Source organism: Bradyrhizobium sp. OK095, assembly GCF_900109945.1.
GTDB lineage: Bacteria > Pseudomonadota > Alphaproteobacteria > Rhizobiales > Xanthobacteraceae > Bradyrhizobium.
In genome coordinates, this window is the sequence record NZ_FOBX01000025.1 from 1 (window position 1) to 21,392 (window position 21,392).

Here is a 21,392-nt window from a genome sequence, read left to right on the forward strand (position 1 = left end):
CTCCGCGCGCCGCCTCCACGCCAAATGCAAAGATCTATACCCAAGCCCCGTTCGGCACGCTTGACTTAAAAGCCCTCATATGAGGGTGGGCAAAGGCGCGCAAGCGCCGTGCCCACCATATCTCGCCGGGTCGGCTCAAGGTGGTGGGCACGCTTCGCTTTGCCCACCCTACGACACCGGTGCCGCCCTCACTCCACCCCGATCGTCGTCAGATCCTGGAACCAGTGCTGCGCCTGCACGAACTGCTTGATCTTCGGCGACAGCGCGTGCGGGTTGGTGTCGTGGACCACCCAGACCAGCACGGCATCGTCGACGATCAGCGCATGCGCCTGCGCGATCAGATCGTCCTGCTTGGCTGAATCAAAAGTCTGCTTGGCCTCGTTGATCAGCGCGTCGACCTTCGGGTTCTTGTAGCCGCCCCAGTTGACGCCGACAGGCGCGATCTGGTCGGAAGCGAAGAAGCGGACGATGGCGTAGAGCGGATCCGAGGTGACATAAGCGATGTTGTTGGCGGTGATGCCGGCGTTCATCTCGTCGGCCGCGCCCTTGCGCCAATGCGTATAGAGCGTCTCGAGCTCGACCACCTTGAAGTCGATGTCGATGCCGATTTCCTTGAAGCTCTGCTGCAAAAATTCGTTCATCGGCAGCGACAGCATCTGGCCGGTGCCACCCTGCGCGATGATGAAGGTGGCCTTCAGCGGTTTTGCTTTTGAATAGCCGGCTTCCTCGACCAGCTTCTTCGCCGCAGCGAGGTCGTACTTCAATTCAAACGTCGGCTTGCCGAACCACGGGCTCGACGGGTCGACCTGGCCCTTGGCGGGTTTGGCGAGCCCGTTCATCAGGCCGACGACCTCGTCGCGGTTGATGGCGAGGTTCAACGCCTTGCGCAGCCGGATGTCGGTCCAGGGCGAGCCCGGCAGCACGCTGAGATGATAATTCCAGACATGCGGCGTGACGTTGTCGACGATCTTCATGCCGGCCGCTTTGAGCTGCGGCACGGCGTCCGGCGCCGGCGTCTCGATCAAATCCACTTGCCCCGCGAGCAGCGCATTGGTGCGCGTCAGCGCTTCCGGCATCGGCACCAGCACGATCTTGTCGACCTTCGGAATGCGCTTCTTGTTCCAGTAATCCGGGTTCTTGCTGAGCTCGGCGAGTTCGCGCGGCACCAGTTTTGTCAGCTTGAACGGACCGGTGCCTGAGGGCTGGCTGGCGAACTTGTCCCAGTCCTTGCCGAGCTTTTCGTATTGCGCCGGGCTCGACACCAGGAACCACAGCATCTGATAGGGGAAGAAGGAATCGACCGTCTTGGTGGTGATCTCAACCGTGGAATCGTCGATCTTGGCGTAGCTGGCGACCGAGGGCAGGCGGGTCTTCACCTGCGCGCTCTGCCGCTTGTCGAATTGCGGCGCCTTGTCGTTGAGGACCTTGTCCAGATTCCAGATCACGGCGTCGGCGTTGAACTCGCTGCCGTCATGAAACTTCACATCCTTGCGCAGGGTGAAGCGCCACTTCTTCTTGTCGGTGTCGTCGACCTTCCACTCGGTGGCGAGGCCCGGCACCAGCTTGCCCGGCCGGTCAGAGACGTCCATCTCCCAGGCGACAAGCGGATCGTAGATCGTGTAGGCCGTGAACTGATAGGCGCCGGCGCCGCGATCGGGCTGGCCCGTCGTCAGCGGAATGTCCGCCATCGAGATGCCATAGCGCACCACCGTTTCGGCGCGCGCCGAGATTGCGGAAAACGCCAGCGCAAGCACGGCGAGACAAGTCGACAGTCGGATACGCATGGCCCAAAGCTCCCAGGAAAAACTGAAGCGAAAATCAGGGCCAAACCTGCAAGCTTGATGCCAGAATAGGCAGCGCGCTGCCATTGTACGCGTCCGATCACAAGGACTTGTCGTCGCAGGGGCAATTTGCAGAATAAGTTTCCCCATTGGCATAGCCATTGCATACGTTTGCATCAAAATTAATCATCGGAAGCCGGAAAAGGACTGAGGTTATGTTTATCAAGACGACGACACGCGCGGCACTGATCGCCGCGCTGGCCCTGACGACTGCGGCCGCTTGGCCGCGCGTGGCCAGCGCCGAAACCGTGCTGCGCATCGGCATGACCGCTGCCGATATTCCGCGCACGCTGGGCCAGCCCGATCAGGGCTTTGAAGGCAACCGCTTCACCGGCCTCACCATGTATGACGCGCTGACCGGCTGGGACCTGTCCTCGGCCGACAAGGCGAGCACGGTCATCCCCGGCCTTGCCACCGAGTGGAAGGTCGACGATTCCGACAAGACCAAATGGACCTTCAAGCTCCGCCCCGGTGTGACCTTCCATGACGGCTCGCCGTTCAATGCGGACGCCGTGGTGTGGAACGTCGAGAAGGTGCTGAAGCAGGACGCGCCGCAATTCGACGCCAGCCAGGTCGGCGTCACCGCGTCGCGCATGCCGACGCTGGCCTCCGCCAAGAAGATCGACGACATGACGGTCGAGCTCACCACCAAGGAGCCCGACAGCTTCCTGCCGATCAACCTCACCAACCTCTTCATGGCGAGCCCGGCGAAGTGGCAGGCCTTCTACGACAAGGCCGAAGGCGCCGACGCCAAGGCGAAGTCGCAGGCCGCCTGGACCGCGTTCGCCAAGGAGGCCTCCGGCACCGGCCCGTGGAAGATGGCAGGCTTCACGCCGCGCGAGCGGCTCGAGCTTGTCAAGAATGCGGCCTATTGGGACAAGGCGCGCGTGCCCAAGGTCGACAAGATGGTGCTGCTGCCGATGCCGGAAGCGAATGCGCGCACCGCGGCGCTGCTCTCCGGCCAGGTCGATTGGGTCGAGGCGCCCGCGCCGGACGCATTGCCCGAGCTCAAGCAGCGCGGCTTCAAGATCTACGCCAACGAGCAGCCGCATGTCTGGCCGTGGCAGTTCTCGCGCGTCGAGGGCTCGCCCTGGAACGATATCCGCGTCCGCAAGGCGGCAAACCTCTGCGTCGATCGCGAAGGCCTCAAGGACGGCCTGCTCGCCGGCCTGATGGTGCCCGCGACCGGCACCTTCGAGCCCGGCCATCCCTGGCGGGGAAAACCGACCTTCGAGATCAAGTATGACAAGGCGGCAGCGCAGAAGCTGATGCAGGAAGCGGGCTTCGGTCCGAGCAAGAAATTGACGGTGAAGATCCAGACGTCTGCGTCGGGGTCGGGCCAGATGCAGCCATTGCCGATGAACGAATATCTTCAGCAGGCGCTCGCCGAATGCTATTTCGACGTGAAGCTTGATGTCATCGAATGGAATACGCTGTTCACCAACTGGCGCCGCGGCGCCAAGGACCCCAGCGCAAACGGCGCGAATGCGACCAACGTCACCTATGCGGCGATGGATCCGTTCTTCGCGCTGGTGCGCTTCCTGCAATCGAGCATGGCGCCGCCGGTCTCGAACAATTGGGGTTTCATCAACGATCCCAAGTTCGACGAGCTGGTGAAGAAAGCACGGCAGACGTTTGATCCCGCCGCGCGTGATGCCGCACTCGCCGAGCTGCACGCAGCCTCCGTCGACGATGCCGCCTTCCTCTACGTCGCCCACGACGTCGGCCCCCGCGCCATCAGCCCGAAGGTGACGGGCGTGGTGCAGCCGAAGAGCTGGTTCATCGACTTCTCGCTGGTGTCGATGCAGTAGTCTATCGACTTGCTCAGTACACCCTCTCCCCTTGTGGGAGAGGGTGGCTTCGCGTCAGCGAAGCCGGGTGAGGGGTCTCTCTCCGCGAGTGACCCTCTCTCTCATTTGATAATGCTGTATTCGCGGAAACAACCCCTCATCCGGCGCTTGCGCGCCACCTTCTCCCACAAGGGGAGAAGGAAGAAAGAACCCAACGTGTTCGCCTATATCGCCAGACGCATCGTCTATGTCGTCCCGATCGTCATCAGCGTCGCGCTGGTGTGCTTTCTGCTCGTGCACATCACGCCGGGCGATCCGCTCGTAGCGGTGCTCCCCGCAGACGCCTCGCAGGAGCTCGCCGCGCAGCTCCGCGCCGCCTATGGTTTTGATCGCCCGCTGCCGGTGCAGTTCGGGCTGTGGCTGATGCGCGCGCTGCACGGCGACCTCGGCAATTCCATCGCGACGGGCCGTCCCGTGCTCGCCGAGGTCATGCGTGCGGTCGGCAACACCGTCACGCTCGCGATCGCGGCGGCCATCATCGGCTTCACGATGGGCATCCTGCTCGGCCTGATCGCCGGCTATTTCCGCGAGACCTGGATCGACAAGCTGGCGACCTCCTTTGCCATCGCCGGCGTCTCGGTGCCGCATTACTGGCTCGGCATGGTGCTGGTCATCATCTTCTCGGTCGAGCTGAACTGGCTGCCCGCGGTCGGCGCCGGGTCCGGCGGCTCCACCGCCTGGGCCTGGGACTGGGAGCACCTGAGATACCTCGTGCTGCCGGCGATCACGACGTCGGTGATCCCGATGGGCATCGTCACCCGCACGGTGCGCGCGCTCACCGGCGACATCCTCTCGCAGGATTTCGTCGAGGCCTTGCGCGCCAAGGGCCTGCATGAAACCGGGGTGTTCCGCCACGTCATCAAGAACGCCGCGCCCACCGCGCTTGCGGTGATGGGCCTTCAGCTCGGCTACATGCTCGGTGGTTCGATCCTGATCGAGACCGTGTTCTCCTGGCCGGGCTCGGGCTTCCTGCTCAATTCGGCGATCTTCCAGCGCGACCTGCCGCTATTGCAGGGCACGATCCTGATTCTGGCGCTGTTCTTCGTCTTCCTCAATCTCCTGGTCGACATCGCGCAAGCCGCGATCGATCCGCGCATCAAGCGGGGCTAGAAGATGAGCGAGCTTCCGTTGTCCGCCACCGTTGATGCCGCGCTTCAGGCCGCACCCGCCACCAAGGCACGCGGCTATTGGGCCACTGTCGGCCGCCGCATCCGGCGCGACAAGGTCAGCATGGCCTGCGCGCTGGTGCTGCTGCTGATCTTCCTCTCCGCGGTGCTCGCGCCATGGCTCGGACTTGAGGATCCCTACAAGGGCTCGATGATCCGCCGCCTTCGGCACATCGGCACATCAGGCTATCCGCTCGGCACCGACGAGCTCGGCCGCGACATGCTGGCGCGGCTGGTCTATGGCGGGCGGCTGTCGCTGGTGATCGGCATCTTGCCCGTGATCCTCGCCTTCTGCATCGGCACCTCGCTCGGCCTCGTCGCCGGCTATGTCGGCGGCAAGCTCAACACCGCGATCATGCGTACGATCGACGTGTTCTACGCTTTTCCCTCCGTGCTGCTGGCGATCGCCATCTCCGGCGCACTCGGCGCCGGCATCCTCAACTCCATCGTGTCGCTCACGGTGGTGTTCGTCCCTCAAATCACCCGCGTTGCCGAGAGCGTCACCACCGGCGTCCGCAACATGGACTTCGTCGACGCCGCGCGCGCCTCCGGCGCGGGGCCCTTCACCATCATGCGCGTGCACATCCTCGGCAACGTGCTGGGGTCGATCTTCGTCTATGCCACCAGTCTCATTTCGGTCTCGATGATTCTGGCCGCCGGTCTCTCCTTCCTCGGCCTCGGCACCAAGCCGCCGGAGCCGGAATGGGGCCTGATGCTGAACACGCTCCGCACCGCGATCTACGTCAATCCCTGGGTCGCAGCACTTCCGGGCGCGATGATCTTCGCGGTCTCGATCTGCTTCAATTTGCTCTCGGACGGCCTGCGCAGCGCCATGGACATCAGGAACTAGCCATGAGCGAGAGCAGCACATCCGTTGAAATGCTGGAGCCGGTCGAGGACGTCGGTGGCGTCGCGCAGCCGTTGCTTCAGGTCAACGGCCTCACAAAACACTTCCCGGTGCGTGGCGGATTATTCGCCGCAAAGCGCACCGTGCGCGCCGTCGACAACGTCTCCTTTTCCGTCGCCAAGGGCGAGACCGTTGGCATCGTCGGCGAGTCCGGCTGCGGCAAGTCGACCACCGCGCGTCTGCTGATGCATCTGATGCCGCGCGACACCGGCGACATCATCTATGACGGCATGGCCGTCGGCCAGTCGCTGTCCTTGCGCGAGCTGCGCCGCGGCATGCAGATGGTGTTCCAGGACTCTTATGCGTCGCTCAATCCGCGCCTGACCATCGAGGAATCTATCGCCTTCGGCCCCAAGGTGCACGGCATGGCCGACGGCGCGGCGAGGGCACTGGCGCGCGAGCTGCTCGGCAAGGTCGGCCTGGTCCCTGCAAATTTCGCCAACCGTTATCCGCACGAGATCTCCGGCGGTCAGCGCCAGCGCGTCAACATCGCACGCGCGCTGGCGCTGTCGCCGCGGCTGGTGATTCTTGACGAAGCCGTCTCAGCGCTGGACAAATCCGTCGAGGCGCAGGTGCTGAACCTGCTCGCCGACCTCAAGCGCGAGTTCGGGCTCACCTATCTTTTCATCAGCCATGATCTCAACGTCGTGCGCTATATCAGTGATCGCGTGCTGGTGATGTATCTTGGCGAGGTCGTCGAGCTCGGTCCGGTCGATCAGGTCTGGGATAGCCCCGCGCATCCCTATACGCGCGCGCTTCTAGCTGCGATGCCGTCCTCCGATCCTGATCGCCGCACCGAGAAGCCGCCGATCACGGGGGATCCGCCCAATCCGATCGACCCGCCCTCGGGCTGCCGCTTCCACACCCGCTGCGCGTTTGCGGAGCCGCTCTGCGCAAATGCCGCACCAAAGCTTACGGCCGTCGATAGAATGGGCCACGAGGCCGCGTGCTACATGGCGATCCCGGGTTCAGGCCATAGCCGCGCGCCCGCAGAGGAAACCGCATGACAAGACCGACACCGAAAGAGATCAAGCCGATCGCGCAGATCGCGGGCGTTCCCGTGGACGACGAGATCGCAACGCGTATCTCCAACTCCATCGGACCCGCCTTCGAAGGCTTTGAAGCCATCGCCGGCACACTGCCGTTCGACCTCGAGCCCGCGCTCTACCCGCTCGCGCAGACGCTGAAGGTGTCGAAATGAGCACCGAACCCGCCTTGATGACGCTGACCGAGGTCGCACGTGCGATCGCGATGAAGCAATTATCCTCGCACGAGGTGACGCGCGCGCTGTTGCATCGCATCGCGCAGTGGCAGCCGCACCTCAACGCCTTCATGTCGATTGAAGCGGAGGCTGCATTGAAAGCGGCCGATGCCGCCGACGCTGAGCTCGCCAAGGGCAATGTCCGTGGACCCTTGCATGGCGTGCCGCTCGCGCACAAGGACATGTATTACGACGCCGGGAAGGTCTCGACCTGCGGCTCGCTGATCCGCCGTGACTTCGTGCCGACCGTCACGTCCACCGCATTGCAGCGGCTGAAGGACGCCGGCCAGGTGCGGCTCGGCACGCTGCATCTCGCGGAGTTCGCCTACGGCCCGACCGGTCACAACGCCCATTACGGTCCAGTGCGCAATCCCTGGAACGTCGCGCACATCACCGGCGGTTCGTCCTCGGGCTCAGGCTCGTCGGTCGCCGCGCGTTTGACCTATGCGGCGCTCGGCTCCGACACCGGCGGCTCGATCCGCATGCCCGCGCATTTCTGCGGCGTCACGGGGTTGAAGACCACGGTCGGTCGCGTCAGCCGTGCCGGCGCGATGCCGCTGTCGCAATCGCTCGACACCGTCGGCCCGCTCGCGCGGACCGCTGAAGATTGCGCGCTGCTCCTCGCGCTGATGGCCGGTCTCGATCCCGCAGATTCGACCACCAGCCACGAGCCGCTGTCTGACTATGTTGCGGCGACCAAGGGCTCGTTGACGGGGCTGAAGATCGGTGTGCCCTCGTCCTTCTATGTCGACGATCTCGACAGCGAGGTCGCACGCGTGCTGGACGAGACCATCGCGGTGCTCAAGCGCGAGGGCGCCGACATCCTCACAGTCGAGCTGCCCGACCAGCGGCAATTGTCCGCGGCAAGCCAGCTCGTGCTCGCGGCCGAGGCTGCCGCCTTTCACAAGCGCTGGATGATCGAGCGCCCGCAGGATTATGGCCCGCAGGTGCTGATGCGGCTTCAGAACGGTCTCGCCGTTCCCGCCATCACTTATCTCGAAGCGATGCGCTGGCGTGGTCCGGCACTGGCCGCGCATAACGCCGCGACCGCTGGCGTCGATGCGATCCTCGCACCGGCGTCGCCGGTGCCGGCGCCGACGATCGAGGAGAGCGATGTCGGTGGCGGCCCGAATGCGCCGGCCATGGTGCAGCGCCTGACGCTGTTTACCCGCCCGGTGAATTATCTCGGCCTGCCGTCGCTGACCATTCCCTCCGGCTTCACCAAAAGCGGCCTGCCGGTCGGCATGCAGCTGATCGGCCGCTCCTTCGATGAAGCCACCTTGCTCACCATCGGCGCCGCCTTCCAGCGCGTCACCGACTATCACGACCGGGTACCCAAGCTGCCGTCATGACAAAGCTCGTCGATATCTCAGGCCTCAACATCCGCTTCACCGGCGAGCGCACGGTCTATGCCGTGAACGATCTCAGTCTCTCGCTCGGTGACGGCGAGGTGCTGGGCCTGCTCGGCGAGTCCGGTTCGGGCAAGAGCGTGACCCTGCGTGCTCTGATGCGGCTGCTGCCGCGCAAGCGCACGCAGATCTCGGGCAAGGTCAACGTGATGGGCCGCGACGTGCTCGCCATGAACGACGAGCAATTGTCGTCGTTCCGCGGTCAGACCGTGTCGATGATCTTTCAGGAGCCCGCGCTCGCGCTCGATCCGGTCTACACCATCGGCGCGCAGATCGCCGAAAGCGTGGTCCGCCACGAGGGCAAGAGCTTTGCGGAGGGCCGCGCGAGAGCGCTGGAGATGCTCGAGGTCGTACGCATTCCCTCCGCCAAGCGCAGGCTCGATGCCTATCCGCACGAGATGTCCGGCGGCATGCGCCAGCGCGCGATGATCGCACTCGCGCTCGCCTGTCGTCCAAAAATCCTGCTGGCGGACGAGCCGACCACGGCGCTCGATGCCACCGTGCAGATCCAGATATTGTTGCTCTTGCGCGAACTACAACGCGAGTTCGGCATGTCCGTCATCTTCGTCACCCACGACATTGGTGTTGCGATCGAAATCTGCGACCGCGTCGCGGTGATGTATGCCGGCCAGATCGTGGAGCAGGGCACGCTCCGCGACATCGTGCGCAGTCCGATGCACCCCTATGCCAAGGGCCTGCTCGCCTCGACGGTCCACGGCGCCAAGCGCGGGCAGCGCCTCGAAACCATCCCCGGCACCCCGCCCTCGCTCGCCGAAAAACCCCACAACTGCTCCTTCGCCCCCCGCTGCGCCGTGGCCCAGCCGCGCTGCGTCGAGAAGCTGCCGCCGAATGTCGAGGTCGGCCCGGGTAGGGCGGCGAGATGTGTGCTGGCGGAGCCGGCGGCGGTTATCTCGTAGCAAGTTGTTGTGGGTCTGAAGTCTCGCGACGGAAAGACTGCGCTCCATTCCCCTTGCGAGGCAAGCTCTACGAAAACTATCGGCCGGCCGACGAAGGGGTTCGTTTCGTCCGGCAGCGAGCGACCCAACGCTAGTTGCTCACGCACAACTCATGATACGGCCGCACCCTGGCAAAAGCGGGCGCTCGTTCGTCAAGAGCCGACTCCGCGTATCCCCCGCAGGAGCAGCGGCAGGATCATTCTCATAGTCCCATCCACATCTTCCGGATCGCAGGCGCCGCCGCTCAGGTGCACGGCGCGACCCGCATCGGCCATGATGTAGAGCATGGTGCCGATCAACATCTGAAAGGCCCAGACGATTTCTGGGTCGCTTCTCCCGGGCAACGCGCCCTTGAGCGCCCTGATCGTTGCCTTGGCGATGGGATCGAACATCTCGTTGATGATGCCCCGTTCCCCTGACCGGGGATCGGTCGCCTCGCGCGTCAGCAGCACGCCGAAGTTCGCGCTACCCTCGACGTTTCGCAGCGACAGCATCGGCATCATCACGGCCTTCAGGATCATTTCCAACCGTCGCTCTGGATCGCTCTCCGTTTCCGCGAGCGCGAGGCCGGCGAGGCGCTGCACATTGGTGTTGGGATCTCGAGCCTTGAACACTTGCCGGTAGAGACCGAGCTTGTTCTTGAAATGATAGCTGACGAGCGCAACCGGTACGTCGGCGTTGACCGCCACCTGCCGAAGCGACGTCCCCTCGAACCCCATCTCGGCAAAAATCTGCTCCGCCGCTTTCAGGATGCGATCCCGCGCGCTCGTATCGCCGGTGGCTTCGGCATGCCTTTGGGTTTTGGGCGGTTTGGCGCGATTCGATTTGTCCATGCATCTTATAAACATAAACGACTTTAAAAGAAAACTGATCATGTGTTCAAATATTGTATTTACATGATCAAAATAACTGGTATGTTGCGACCTACAGGCCAAGTCACCGGCCATTGGAGTGCCAGGCCATGTGGAAATTCACTTTGCTTGCCCTGACCACGGTCAGCGGCGCTGGCTTCGGCTCTGCGACCACGGACGCTACGGAGGCGGCAAACATCCCGCCTCGCTGACCGCCTGCTGACCCGACTTTTCACAAGCCGATTTTTTTGCCGTCGCGCCCGGCCACGACCTCGTGCGCCCAACGAACTGTCAACTCGAACCCAACGGAAAGGACTTGCCATGACCTCTGCTTCGACCATCCGTGATCCGCGTGCCGACCACTTGCTCACGCCCGAGAACGCCGCGCTGGTGATCATCGATTTCCAGCCCGTCCAGGTTGGATCGATCGTCACCCTGAACAAGCGGCTGCTGATCGACAACGTGACCGCGGTCGCGCGCACCGCGAAGCTCTACGGACTTCCCGTCGTTCTCTCGACCGTCAATGTCGCGACCGGGCGGAACGCCCCGACCATTCATCAGATCACCGACGCGCTGGGCGAGGTCACGCCGATCGACCGGACCGCGATCAACGCCTGGGAGGACGAGGGTTTCGTCGCGGCCGTCAAGGCCACCGGCCGCAAGAAACTGATCATGGTCGCGCTATGGACCGAGGTATGTCTCGTCTTCCCGGCGCTCGATGCGCTGCGCGAAGGGTTCGAGGTCTATGCCGTCGTCGATGCGGTGGCCGGTACGTCGGAGGAGGCCCATCGCGCCGGCCTCGACCGGCTCGTCCAAGCGGGCGGCGTTCCGATCAGCTGGATCCAGCTCGCCTGCGAGCTCCAGCGCGACTGGGCGCGCGAGGCGACCACAGCGGGTTTCGCCGAGATCGTCTTCTCCGAGGTCGGTCACTGAGCGCAGGCCTATCGTGCCGCGCCGAAGCGGTGCTCTTGGGAGGCGAGAACATGGACTCTCTCCATGTCTCGCCCTCGCCCCGATGCAAGGATCCGGTTGGGGGCGGAGCTCGTGGTTATCCCCAGAAGGGAAGAGGGCATGAGCGAACGGTGCGCTCTTTAATTCGAAATTCCGCTACGCCGAAGCCAGTTTGTCCCGATTCACCTCGAGCACCCGGCCGATAGCGGCTCTACTGTGCATGGGGTTGTTTTCGACTTTTTTGTTTGTTCGACCCCGGCGGGGAAGAACTGAACACCATTCAGACCCCATTCATCCCGGTTCCCGTTCCATGGCCCCCGTTCATGGAGAGGGACTTCAACTTATGTACATTTCTGGCCAAAGCCTCATCGTCATCCTGTTCGTCGGCCTGGTGGCCGGCTGGCTCGCCGGCAAGGTGGTGCGCGGAAGCGGGTTCGGCATCATCGGCGACATCGTGATCGGCATCGCCGGCGCGTTCGTCGCCAGTTTCCTGTTCCCGAAGCTCGGCATTCACATCGGCGTCGGGCTGGTCTCGGAGATCATCTATTCCGCGATCGGCGCCGTCATCCTGCTTCTGGTGGTCCGCCTGGTGCGCGGCGGCGGCCGGCTCTAGCTGCCGCTCGGTTCGTCGATCGGAACCTTTCGCCTCTCCCCAAGGCTGGTCCAAGGCTGGGGAGAGGCCGCGATGTCTGCTATAAAAAGCCGCAAAGACTGTGAAATACCGGACTTGCGTGCGGGGCCGTCAGGGGATGATGTGGCCCATCAGGATCTGGATTAATTCGGCTGCGTTGGTCGCAGAGGGAATACGGTGTTAATCCGGGTCGAGTACCCCTGAGCGGCCTATGAAATCAGGGGCTTTGCCCCTTACCGAAAGAGATCAGACTGATGGCAGCCGTACCCGGCGTTCGCCGTTCAGAGCTCGGTGACGCCTTGCGCGCTTGTCGCACGGCGTTCGTCGGCGTCGGCTTGATGAGCTGCATGATCAACCTGCTCTATCTGACCGGGTCGATCTTCATGCTGGAGGTCTACGACCGGGTGCTGCCGAGCCGCAGCGTTCCGACCCTCGTCGGCCTGATCATCCTGGCGAGCTTCCTCTACATGGCGCAGGGCGTGCTCGACATGATCCGCAACCGGATCCTGGGGCGGATCGGCACCGCGCTGGATGAGGCGCTCAACAAGCGCGTGTTCGACACCATCGTGCGCCTGCCGCTGCTGGTCGGCAGCCGTAACGAGGGCCTGCAGCCGCTGCGCGATCTCGACAATGTCCGCTCCTTCCTCGGCGGCATGGGCCCGAGCGCGTTCTTCGATTTGCCCTGGCTGCCGCTCTATCTCGCGATCTGCTTCGCCTTCCACGTCATGATCGGCGTCACCGCCCTGGTCGGCGCCATCATCCTCGTGGGCCTGACGCTGGTCACCGAATTCATGTCCCGCCAGCCGGCGAAGGAGGCGATGGGCCTTGCCGCCCAGCGCAACGACATCGCCCAGTCGAGCCGTCGCAACGCCGAAGTCATGGTGTCGATGGGCATGACCGGCCGGATGAACGCGCGCTGGAGCGAGGCCAACGAAAAATATCTCGCCGGCAATCAGCGTGCGAGCGACGTCGCCGGCGGCCTCGGCGCGGTGGCAAAAGTGCTGCGCATGATGCTGCAATCAGCGGTGCTCGCGGTCGGTGCCTATCTCGTCATCCACCAGGAGGCGACCGCCGGCATCATCATCGCCGGCTCGATCCTCTCCGCCCGCGCGCTGGCGCCGGTCGATCTCGCCATCGCGCACTGGAAATCCTTCGTCACGGCCCGCCAGAGCTGGCAGCGCCTCACGCGCTTGCTGGAGCAGATGCCGGCGCAGACGATGCCGACCCAGTTGCAGGCGCCCACCAGCCGCCTCTCGGTCGAAGGCGTCGCCATGGTGCCGCCGGGCGATCAGCGCCTGATCGTCCAGGACGTCACCTTCGCGCTCGAAGCCGGCAGCGCCCTCGGCGTGATCGGGCCGAGCGGCTCCGGCAAATCGTCGCTGATCCGCGCGCTGGTCGGCGTCTGGCATCCGGTGCGCGGCAAGGTCCGGCTCGACGGCGCGGCGCTCGACCAATGGGCCTCCGACATGCTCGGCCGCTACATCGGCTATCTGCCGCAGGACGTCGAACTGTTCGGCGGCACCATTGCGCAGAACATCAGCCGCTTCGATCCCGAGGCGAGCTCGGACGGCATCATCTCCGCGGCCAAGGAAGCCGGCGTGCACGAGATGATCATCAAGATGCGTGAGGGCTACAATACGCAAGTCGGCGAGCAGGGCACCTCGCTCTCCGCAGGCCAGGCCCAGCGCGTGGCGCTGGCGCGCGCGCTCTACGGCAATCCGTTCCTGATCGTGCTCGACGAGCCCAATTCCAATCTCGACACCGAAGGCGACGAGGCGCTGACCCGCGCCATCCGTGCCGCCCGCGACCGTGGCGCCATCGTCATCGTGGTGGCGCATCGGCCGATCGGTGTCGAGGCGGTCGACCAGGTCCTGGTGCTGCGCGATGGTCGCATGCAGGCCTTCGGCCCGAAGGAGCAGGTGCTCGCCCAGGTGCTCCAGCCGCGCGCGACCCCGTCGGCGCCGATCAAGATCGTCAGCGAAGGCGGAAAGTCATGAGCACGATGACGATCGGCGGCAAGCCTGCCGTAAAGCGGACCGTGCGGGACTCGATCCGTTTTCACCTGATGCTCGGGCTCGGGATCATCCTGGTCCTGGTCGTCGGTCTCGGCGGCTGGGCGGCGACGGTGCAGATCTCGGGCGCGCTGATCGCGCCGGGCCAGATCGTGGTCGAATCCAACGTCAAGAAGGTGCAGCATCCGACCGGCGGCGTGGTCGGCGAGCTGCGCGCCCATGACGGCGACCTGGTCAAGGCCGGCGACATCGTGGTGCGGCTCGACGACACCGTCACCAAGGCGAACCTCGCCATCGTGACCAAGAATCTCGACGCGGCTCTGGCGCGCGCGGCGCGGCTCCAGGCCGAGCAACGCGGTATCGACAAGATCGTCTTCCCGCAAGCGCTGCTCGATCGCGGCAACGATGCTGACGTCAAGACGCTGCTCGACGCCGAAACCAAGTTGTTCGACGTCCGCGTCAACGGCCGCGCCGGCCAGAAGGCGCAGCTTCGCGAGCGCGTTCAGCAGCTCAACGAGGAGATTGAAGGCCTGTCCGCGCAGGAGAGGGCCAAGGACAAGGAAATCTCCCTGGTGCAGCAGGAGCTCGTTGGTGTCCGCGATCTCTACGACAAGCACCTGGTGCAGCTCTCGCGTCTGACCACGCTCGAGCGCGACAACGCCCGCCTCAACGGCGAGCGCGCGCAATACATCGCCTCGCGGGCGCAGGCCAAGGGCAAGATCACCGAGACCGAGCTTCAGATCATCCAGGTCGACAAGGACATGGTCAGCGAGGTCTCCAAGGATTTGCGCGAGACCAACGACAAGATCGGCGAGATGATCGAGCGCAAGGTCGCCGCCGAGGATCAGCTCCGCCGCGTCGACATCCGCGCGCCGCAGGACGGCATGGTGCTGCAATCGACCGTGCATACCGTCGGCGGCGTCGTCACCGCAGGCGATGCGCTGATGCTGATCGTGCCGCAGGCCGACGACCTTCAGGTCGAGGCCAAGGTCAATCCGGTCGACATCGACAAGCTCCAGATCGGCCAGAAGACGCTGCTGCGTCTCTCCGCCTTCAACCAGCGCACCACGCCCGAGCTCAACGGTCTCGTCACCCGGGTCTCACCTGATGTCACCACCGACCAGCGCACCGGCCAGAGCTATTACACCATCCGCGTCTCGATGCCGGCGGAAGAGGTCGCCCGCCTCGGCGATTCCAAGCTGATCCCCGGCATGCCGGCGGAAGCCTTCGTCCAGACCGGCGACCGCACCATGCTGTCCTACCTGATGAAGCCGCTGCACGATCAGCTGATGCGGGCGTTCCGGGAGAAGTGACGCGCGGTAAACTCGATCTCGTAGGGTGGGTTAGGCGAAGCCGTAACCCACCACTTCTCGATCCGCGGAGGCAGAAGTGGTGGGTTACGCTGCGCTAACCCACCCTACGGTTCCTTCTTCTTTGCTATAGTTCGACTCAAAGCCCCAGCAACCCGGCGGTCGAACAATGCAATCCCCACCCTCCATCGCCACCAAATCCTTCAACGACGCCAGCCTTGCCGTCGCCCGCCTCGAAGAGATCTACGAGCGCAACACGAAATTCCTGCGCGACCGGTTCGAGGCCTATGTCAACGGCGAGGCGATCACGACGCGGGTGCGGGCCTACTACCCCTTCGTCCGCCTCACCACCGCGACGCATGCGCGGCTGGATTCGCGTCTCGCTTACGGCTTCGTCGCCGGCCCCGGCGTGCACGAGACCAGCGTCACGCGGCCGGACCTGTTTCGCGCCTACCTTACCGAGCAGATCGGGTTGTTGATCCAGAATCACGGCGTGCCCGTGGAGATCGGTGAATCCGCCGAGCCGATCCCGATTCACTTCGCCTATCGCCGCGACATCAACATCGAGGCCGCCATCACCACCAGCGAAAACTCGCCGGTGACGCGATCGCTACGCGATGCGTTCGACGTGCCTGATCTCGCAACGATGGACGATTCGATTGCGGATGGCACCTTCGAGCTTCAGCCCGGCGCACCGGAGCCGCTGTCGCTGTTCCGCGCCGCTCGCGTCGATTACTCGCTGCGCCGGCTCTACCACTACACCGGCACCGACCCCGAGCATTTCCAGAATTTTGTGATCTTCACCAACTACCAGTTCTATGTCGACGCCTTCGCGCAAGCCTGCCAGCAGCGGATTCAGTCCGGCGAGGCCGGGCTCGACGCCTTTGTCGCGCCCGGCAACGTCATCATGCGTGCTGGCGGAACGGCGGCCGGAGACGCGCCGGCGCGCACGCCGCAGATGCCGGCCTTCCACCTGGTCGCATCAGGCTATCGCGGCATCACCCTGATCAACATCGGCACCGGCCCGTCGAACGCGCGCAATGTCACCGATCACGTCGCCGTGCTGCGGCCGCATGCCTGGCTGATGCTCGGCCATTGCGCGGGCCTGCGCAACACGCAGCGGCTCGGCGACTACGTGCTTGCCCACGGCTATGTGCGAGAGGATCACGTGCTCGACCGTGAGCTGCCGCTGTGGGTGCCGATCCCGGCGCTGGCGGAGATGCAGGTCGCGCTCGAACAGGCGGTCGAGGACGTCACCGGCCTCGAAGGCTTTGAGCTCAAGCGCCTGATGCGCACCGGTACCGTCGCCAGCGTCGACAACCGCAATTGGGAGATTTCGGGGCCCGAGGTGATCCGCCGCATGTCGCAGTCGCGCGCGGTGGCGCTCGACATGGAATCGGCCGCGATCGCCGCCAACGGCTATCGCTTCCGCGTGCCCTACGGCACGCTGCTCTGCGTCTCCGACAAGCCGCTGCACGGCGAGATCAAGCTCGCCGGCATGGCCAGCGAATTCTACCGCCGCCGCGTCGGCCAGCATCTCGAGATCGGTCTGAAGGCACTGGAGCGGTTGAAGCAGCAGGAATCCGAGCGGCTGCATTCGCGCAAGCTGCGGAGCTTTGCCGAGGTCGCGTTTCAGTAAAGGACAACAGACCTGTCGTACGAATGCTGATGTCTCCGCGTGCACAGCGTCCTGGAATATCGCTGCCAAGGCAGGGTTATCAAATCGTCCGGGGCTGCTTGAAACAGGACAGGAGACAGACATGATCACAGCGATGATCAGGCTCGTCACGCTTGGTACGTTTGCGGCAGCTTTGTTGAGCTCGCCGGCGTTTGCCGCGGGGGGAGGCGGCGGTGGCGGAGGAGGCGGTGGCGGCATCAGCTCCACCGATCCCTATGCCGGGGCCTATGCGGATCAGAAGCCGCAGCCAACCTATCCCAAGCGCCCGGGTACCAAGGCAACCCAGAAAGGCAAGAAGCCGAACAACCAGTCCAGCATCGGCGATCCCGCTTTCGCGGCCGGCTACCGCATCGCCTATGACACCATCTACGAACGCAACGACTATGCGGCTGCGATCGTGCAATTGAAGTCGCTCGGCCATGACGACCATCCGAACGTCGCCAACCTCATCGGCTACTCCTATCGCAAGCTCGGCGACTACGAGCAGTCGCAGGTCTGGTACGAACGCGCATTGCAGGTCGATCCGAACCACGTGCTGACGTGGCAATATTATGGACTGTGGCAGCTCGAGCGAGGCAATCGCGAGCAAGCGCTCTATCACCTCAGTCGAATTGCATCCATCTGCGGGACGGATTGCGAGGAGTATCGATCGCTCGCCGCGGCACTGGACAGGCCGACCGGCACGGCGCTCGCCTACTGACGTCGGCGCGTGGCCGACTGACGTGAGCGCGCTGTTGATGAACGTCGCATGACCGCGATGTCCTCTGGCGCGGATGGTGACAACGCGCCAGATTTTCAGCATTGTTCCGTTCGGGGGCGCGAACGGGACAATTGGATGCCGCTGACGCGCGACAAGATCATCGGCCATGACCTGGAACGTCTGGCCTTTCGCTTCACCATGACCAGTGACGGCGATGTCGTGCAATGCCAGATCAGCGATGCCGCGATGGACGAGCTCGCGGGCATGCAGGGCACCGAAAGCAGCGCGCGGCAGGCGCAGTTCATGTCCCTGCGCGAAACCATCGAGCGGATCGCGTCGGATATCTATGACGAGGCGCCGCGGTTCAGGGGATATGTGGTGCGGATTTTCATGCGGCATCTGGGAAGGTAGCTGCTGCTCTATTCTCCGCTGTCATCGTCCGGCTTGACCGGACGATCCAGTACTCCGAGACGGTCGTGGTTGAATCGATGGGCCACGGCGTACTGGATGCCCCGCTTTCGCGGAGCATGACAGCGCGTTTGCGGCGATGCTATCGACTCACTTTGGGAACGATGCAATCACCCTTCGAGATTCCTCAGCAACAACTTCAGCGCCGTCGCCGCGAACACTTGCATATTCGCAAATCGGTCGCCGCTTGCCGTCTCCAGTGTGATCACCTCCGCCGCAGGTCCCGCGACTGCCATGCAGCTATGGCCGGCGGCGTCGCCGTAGCGGTTGCCGGTGGGGCCGGCTGCGCCGGTCTCGGACAGGCCCCAGTCGGCATTGAAGCGGCTGCGCATTTGTTCGGCCAGCAGCTTTGCGTAAGGCTCCGAGGAGGAACGAAAGCCCTTCATTCCTTCGTCCGAAATATCCATCAGCACGCGCCGGGCATCGCGGGTGTAGACCACGGCGCCGCCGAGGAAGTAGGCGGAGGCACCGGGGACCGCGAGCAGGCTGGCCGCGATCAGGCCGCCGGTGGAGGATTCCGCCACAGCAATGGTCTGTTTGCGCGCGATTAGTTTGGCCGCGACCTGTTCCGCAATGCCGACGAGCTCTTTCATCCCAAAACCCCTTATTCCTTCGCAACTGAGCTGCGCCTTTCTAGCATATGACAGAAGCCTTGGCCGAGTTGCGGGCGACGGGCAGGCCTGCTTGAATGGCGGACAAGAAACTGTGACGAGGAAACGCGAAGGAGACGTGATGGCGTCCCTGATTGCCGGCGGGGTGGATTGCGATGTGCATCCGGCCGTGCCGCATCTGACCAGCCTGCTGCCGTACCTGAACGATTATTGGCGCGATCAGGTGACGACGCGCGGCATGGTCGATCTCGTCTCGCAATCCTACCCGAAGAACTCGCCGATCGTGGCGCGGCCCGATTGGCGGCCCGAGACCGGCAAGCCGGGCGAAAGCCTGGAGGATATGCAGCGCCATGTGCTCGATCCCTTCCAGCTCGGCTACGCCATCTGCAATCCGCTCTACGGCGTGCAGATGGTGTTCTCGGAAGATTTGCAGGCCGCCTTCTGCCGCGCGCTGAACGACTGGCTGGTGAAGGAATGGCTCGACCGTGACAAGCGCCTGCGCGGCTCGATCGTGATCCCGACGCAAAGCGTCGACAAGGCCGTCGCCGAGATCGAGCGCTGCGCGCAGGACCGGCGCTTCGTGCAGGTGCTCATGCTGGTGATGGGCGATACGCCGCTCGGCAAGCGCGCGCTCTGGCCGATCTATGAAGCGGCGGAACGGCTCGACCTCCCCGTCGGCATCCACGCCGGTTCCGCCTATCACAATCCGCCGACTGCGGTGGGGTGGGGTTCCTACCACATCGAGGATTATGTCGGTCAGGCCCAGGCGTTTCAGACACAGCTCACCAGCCTGATCGTCGAGGGCGTTTTCGCAAAGTATCCGCGGCTGAAAATGGTGATGCTGGAATCCGGCGTCTCCTGGATCTCGCCCTATCTCTGGCGGCTGCACAAATTCTGGCGCGGGGTCCGGATGGAGACGCCCTGGGTCGATCGCGCACCTCTCGAAATTGTGCGCAGCAACATCCGCTTCTCGTTACAGCCATTTGATGCGCCGCCCGAGGCTGAGACATTAATTCGCCTGTTTGATCATATGCAGTCGGACGAATTGGTCCTATTCTCGACGGACTATCCGCACTGGCAGTTCGACGGCCAGGACGCGCTGCCCGAGGGCCTCACCCCCGATCTCGTGCGCAAGATCATGATCGACAATCCGCATGCGACCTATCCCCGCCTGAAAGAACTCCCTCCCGAGGAGGCAAGGCCATGAACATCCAGTTCCGCGAACAAACGGACTCCGTCGCTCCCCTTACGACCAAGGCCGCGATCGCGGACTGCGACATCCATCCGGCCCGCGCCGCGCGCACCGAGCTCTATCCGTATCTCGCCAAACGCTGGCAGCATCATCTCGAGGTCTACGGCGTCCATGCCTATCAGGGCATGATGGAAGGCCCGCCCTATCCAAAAGCCCAGCCCAACGCCTCGCGCCGCGACGCCTATCCGCCGGAAGGCGGCCCGCAGGGCTCCTCGCTGTCGTTCATGCAGAAGCAACTGCTCGATCCCAACAACGTGCAACTCGGTGTACTCAATCCGCTCAACACCGGGCAGGGCATCCGCAATCACGAGCTTTCGGCGGCGCTGTGTTCCGCCATCAACGATTGGCAGATCGATAAATGGACCAGCAAGGACAAGCGGCTGAAGGCGTCGATCGTCGTCGCCAATGAGGACGGGCTGTCGGCCGCCGCCGAAATCCGCGAGCGCGCCGGCGACAAGAACTTCGTGCAGGTGCTTTTGCTCAGCCGCAATGTCGAGCCGCTCGGCCAGCGCCGCTATTGGCCGATCTATCAGGCCGCCGAAGAGGCCGGCCTTCCCGTCGGCGTCCACGCCTTCGGCTTCGGCGGCAACCCGATCACGCCGTCGGGCTGGCCGTCCTATTACATCGAGGAGATGGTGGGACATTCGCAGTGCCAGCAATCGGCGCTGGCGAGCCTGGTTTTGGAAGGCGTGTTCGAGCGTTTCCCGAAGCTGAAGATGGTGATGATCGAGGCCGGTTTTGGTTGGGCGCCGTCGCTGGCGTGGCGGCTGGACAAGGTCTGGCAGCGGCTGCGCAGCGAGGTGCCGCATGTGAAGCGGCCGCCGTCGGAATATATCCGTGAGCAAGTGTGGTGGACGACGCAGCCGATGGAAGATCCGGAGCGGCGCGAAGATCTGTTCGATATCATCAAGTGGATCGGCTGGGATCGCCTCTTGTTCGCGACCGACTATCCGCATTGGGACTATGACGAGCCCTCGCGTGTGCTGCCGGCGGGGGTGAGCGAGGACAATCGCGAGGCGTTCTATCTCGGCAACGCCAAGAAGCTTTACGGCATTTCCTGATGGCGAGGCATGTCATTGCCCCGGTGGATGAACTGCCGCCGGGAACGCGAAAATTTCTGGAGATCGACGGGCGGCCCATCGCGGTCTTCAACATCAAGGGCGAATATTTCGGCCTGATGAACCGCTGCCCGCATCAAGGTGCGGCGTTATGCGAAGGGCCGTTGATCGGGCTCGCGCAATCCAGCGACCCCGGCGAGATCGAGTATACAAAACTCGGCGAGATCATCCGTTGCCCCTGGCACGGCTGGGAGTTCGACATCCGCACCGGCCAGTCTTATTGCGATCCCCGCCGCTTCCGCGCGAAGGCGTATCCGGCCCATGTCGAGCCGGGCGCGAACGTGGTCAAGGGCCCGTATGTCGCTGAGACTGTTACGGTGAGGGTCGAGAGCGACTACGTGGTGGTGGAGCTGTAGCCGCGCCGCACAGGAGGTGCGCTCCCTCGCCCCGTTCTTACGGGGAGAGGGCTGGGGTGAGGGG

The 21,392-nt window shown here is 63.9% G+C and carries 20 protein-coding genes; 17 read left to right on the top strand and 3 right to left on the bottom strand.

Annotation, left to right across the window (positions count from 1 at the left end; all coding sequences use genetic code 11):
* Positions 1-188 precede the first annotated feature (188 nt).
* On the bottom strand, positions 189-1,784 hold the full coding sequence (locus BMW89_RS36225; protein ID WP_177196571.1) for an ABC transporter substrate-binding protein: 1,596 nt from the start codon (positions 1,782-1,784) through the stop codon (positions 189-191).
* A gap of 212 nt (positions 1,785-1,996) precedes the next feature.
* On the opposite strand from BMW89_RS36225, the gene BMW89_RS36230 reads away from it, so the two are divergent.
* The 7 genes from BMW89_RS36230 to BMW89_RS36260 all read left to right on the top strand — a co-directional run bounded on the left by BMW89_RS36230 (position 1,997) and on the right by BMW89_RS36260 (position 9,351).
* Positions 1,997-3,652, top strand: a complete 1,656-nt coding sequence (locus tag BMW89_RS36230) for an ABC transporter substrate-binding protein (protein WP_092035126.1) — start codon at positions 1,997-1,999, stop codon at positions 3,650-3,652.
* A 195-nt stretch (positions 3,653-3,847) separates the two neighbouring features.
* Positions 3,848-4,801 (top strand): ABC transporter permease, encoded by a 954-nt coding sequence (locus tag BMW89_RS36235; protein ID WP_092035127.1) that lies wholly within the window; start codon positions 3,848-3,850, stop codon positions 4,799-4,801.
* Positions 4,802-4,804: 3 nt separating this feature from the next.
* Positions 4,805-5,707, top strand: a complete 903-nt coding sequence (locus BMW89_RS36240; protein WP_092035128.1) for an ABC transporter permease — start codon at positions 4,805-4,807, stop codon at positions 5,705-5,707.
* A 2-nt stretch (positions 5,708-5,709) separates the two neighbouring features.
* Positions 5,710-6,771, top strand: a complete 1,062-nt coding sequence (locus BMW89_RS36245; RefSeq protein ID WP_177196572.1) for an ABC transporter ATP-binding protein — start codon at positions 5,710-5,712, stop codon at positions 6,769-6,771.
* Positions 6,768-6,965 (top strand): hypothetical protein, encoded by a 198-nt coding sequence (locus BMW89_RS36250; protein WP_092035129.1) that lies wholly within the window; start codon positions 6,768-6,770, stop codon positions 6,963-6,965. Before BMW89_RS36245 ends, BMW89_RS36250 begins: the two co-directional genes overlap by 4 nt.
* Positions 6,962-8,377 (top strand): amidase, encoded by a 1,416-nt coding sequence (locus tag BMW89_RS36255; protein WP_092035130.1) that lies wholly within the window; start codon positions 6,962-6,964, stop codon positions 8,375-8,377. The genes BMW89_RS36250 and BMW89_RS36255 overlap by 4 nt, the downstream gene beginning before the upstream one ends.
* Positions 8,374-9,351 carry an ABC transporter ATP-binding protein gene (locus BMW89_RS36260; RefSeq protein ID WP_092035131.1) on the top strand — a complete coding sequence of 326 codons (978 nt, stop codon included), beginning with the start codon at positions 8,374-8,376 and terminating at the stop codon, positions 9,349-9,351. The genes BMW89_RS36255 and BMW89_RS36260 overlap by 4 nt, the downstream gene beginning before the upstream one ends.
* A 191-nt stretch (positions 9,352-9,542) precedes the next feature.
* On the opposite strand, the gene BMW89_RS36265 is transcribed toward BMW89_RS36260, so the two are convergent.
* Complete coding sequence (locus BMW89_RS36265; protein ID WP_177196573.1) at positions 9,543-10,223, bottom strand: TetR/AcrR family transcriptional regulator; 681 nt, start codon at positions 10,221-10,223, stop codon at positions 9,543-9,545.
* Positions 10,224-10,562: 339 nt separating this feature from the next.
* On the opposite strand from BMW89_RS36265, the gene BMW89_RS36270 reads away from it, so the two are divergent.
* The 7 genes from BMW89_RS36270 (at position 10,563) to BMW89_RS36300 (ending at position 17,934) form a co-directional block, all read left to right on the top strand.
* Positions 10,563-11,174: a hydrolase gene (locus BMW89_RS36270; RefSeq protein WP_092035133.1), complete on the top strand. Its 612-nt coding sequence runs from the start codon at positions 10,563-10,565 to the stop codon at positions 11,172-11,174.
* A gap of 361 nt (positions 11,175-11,535) precedes the next feature.
* Positions 11,536-11,805 carry a GlsB/YeaQ/YmgE family stress response membrane protein gene (locus tag BMW89_RS36275; protein ID WP_092035134.1) on the top strand — a complete coding sequence of 90 codons (270 nt, stop codon included), beginning with the start codon at positions 11,536-11,538 and terminating at the stop codon, positions 11,803-11,805.
* Positions 11,806-12,077: 272 nt separating this feature from the next.
* A complete protein-coding gene (locus BMW89_RS36280; protein WP_092035135.1) occupies positions 12,078-13,820 on the top strand; it encodes a type I secretion system permease/ATPase in 1,743 nt (580 codons plus the stop codon).
* Positions 13,817-15,148, top strand: coding sequence for an HlyD family type I secretion periplasmic adaptor subunit (locus BMW89_RS36285; RefSeq protein ID WP_092035136.1), 1,332 nt, complete (start codon positions 13,817-13,819; stop codon positions 15,146-15,148). The genes BMW89_RS36280 and BMW89_RS36285 overlap by 4 nt, the downstream gene beginning before the upstream one ends.
* A 166-nt stretch (positions 15,149-15,314) precedes the next feature.
* A complete protein-coding gene (locus BMW89_RS36290) occupies positions 15,315-16,784 on the top strand; it encodes an AMP nucleosidase (RefSeq protein ID WP_092035137.1) in 1,470 nt (489 codons plus the stop codon).
* A gap of 121 nt (positions 16,785-16,905) precedes the next feature.
* Positions 16,906-17,523, top strand: a complete 618-nt coding sequence (locus BMW89_RS36295; RefSeq protein WP_092035138.1) for a tetratricopeptide repeat protein — start codon at positions 16,906-16,908, stop codon at positions 17,521-17,523.
* A 135-nt stretch (positions 17,524-17,658) separates the two neighbouring features.
* On the top strand, positions 17,659-17,934 hold the full coding sequence (locus tag BMW89_RS36300; RefSeq protein ID WP_177196576.1) for a DUF1488 family protein: 276 nt from the start codon (positions 17,659-17,661) through the stop codon (positions 17,932-17,934).
* Between the two features lie 167 nt (positions 17,935-18,101).
* On the opposite strand, the gene BMW89_RS36305 is transcribed toward BMW89_RS36300, so the two are convergent.
* Positions 18,102-18,584 carry a CinA family protein gene (locus BMW89_RS36305; protein ID WP_092035140.1) on the bottom strand — a complete coding sequence of 161 codons (483 nt, stop codon included), beginning with the start codon at positions 18,582-18,584 and terminating at the stop codon, positions 18,102-18,104.
* 139 nt (positions 18,585-18,723) lie between these two features.
* Here BMW89_RS36305 and BMW89_RS36310 point away from each other — a divergent pair, with 139 nt between their 5' ends.
* Genes BMW89_RS36310 through BMW89_RS36320 form a run of 3 tightly spaced genes read left to right on the top strand, consistent with a single transcriptional unit; the run spans position 18,724 to position 21,328 of the window.
* On the top strand, positions 18,724-19,809 hold the full coding sequence (locus BMW89_RS36310) for an amidohydrolase family protein (RefSeq protein ID WP_177196574.1): 1,086 nt from the start codon (positions 18,724-18,726) through the stop codon (positions 19,807-19,809).
* Positions 19,806-20,915, top strand: coding sequence for an amidohydrolase family protein (locus BMW89_RS36315; protein ID WP_092035142.1), 1,110 nt, complete (start codon positions 19,806-19,808; stop codon positions 20,913-20,915). Before BMW89_RS36310 ends, BMW89_RS36315 begins: the two co-directional genes overlap by 4 nt.
* Entirely contained in the window at positions 20,915-21,328 is a 414-nt protein-coding gene (locus BMW89_RS36320) for a Rieske (2Fe-2S) protein (protein ID WP_092035143.1), read from the top strand. The genes BMW89_RS36315 and BMW89_RS36320 overlap by 1 nt, the downstream gene beginning before the upstream one ends.
* The last annotated feature ends 64 nt before the right edge of the window (positions 21,329-21,392 follow it).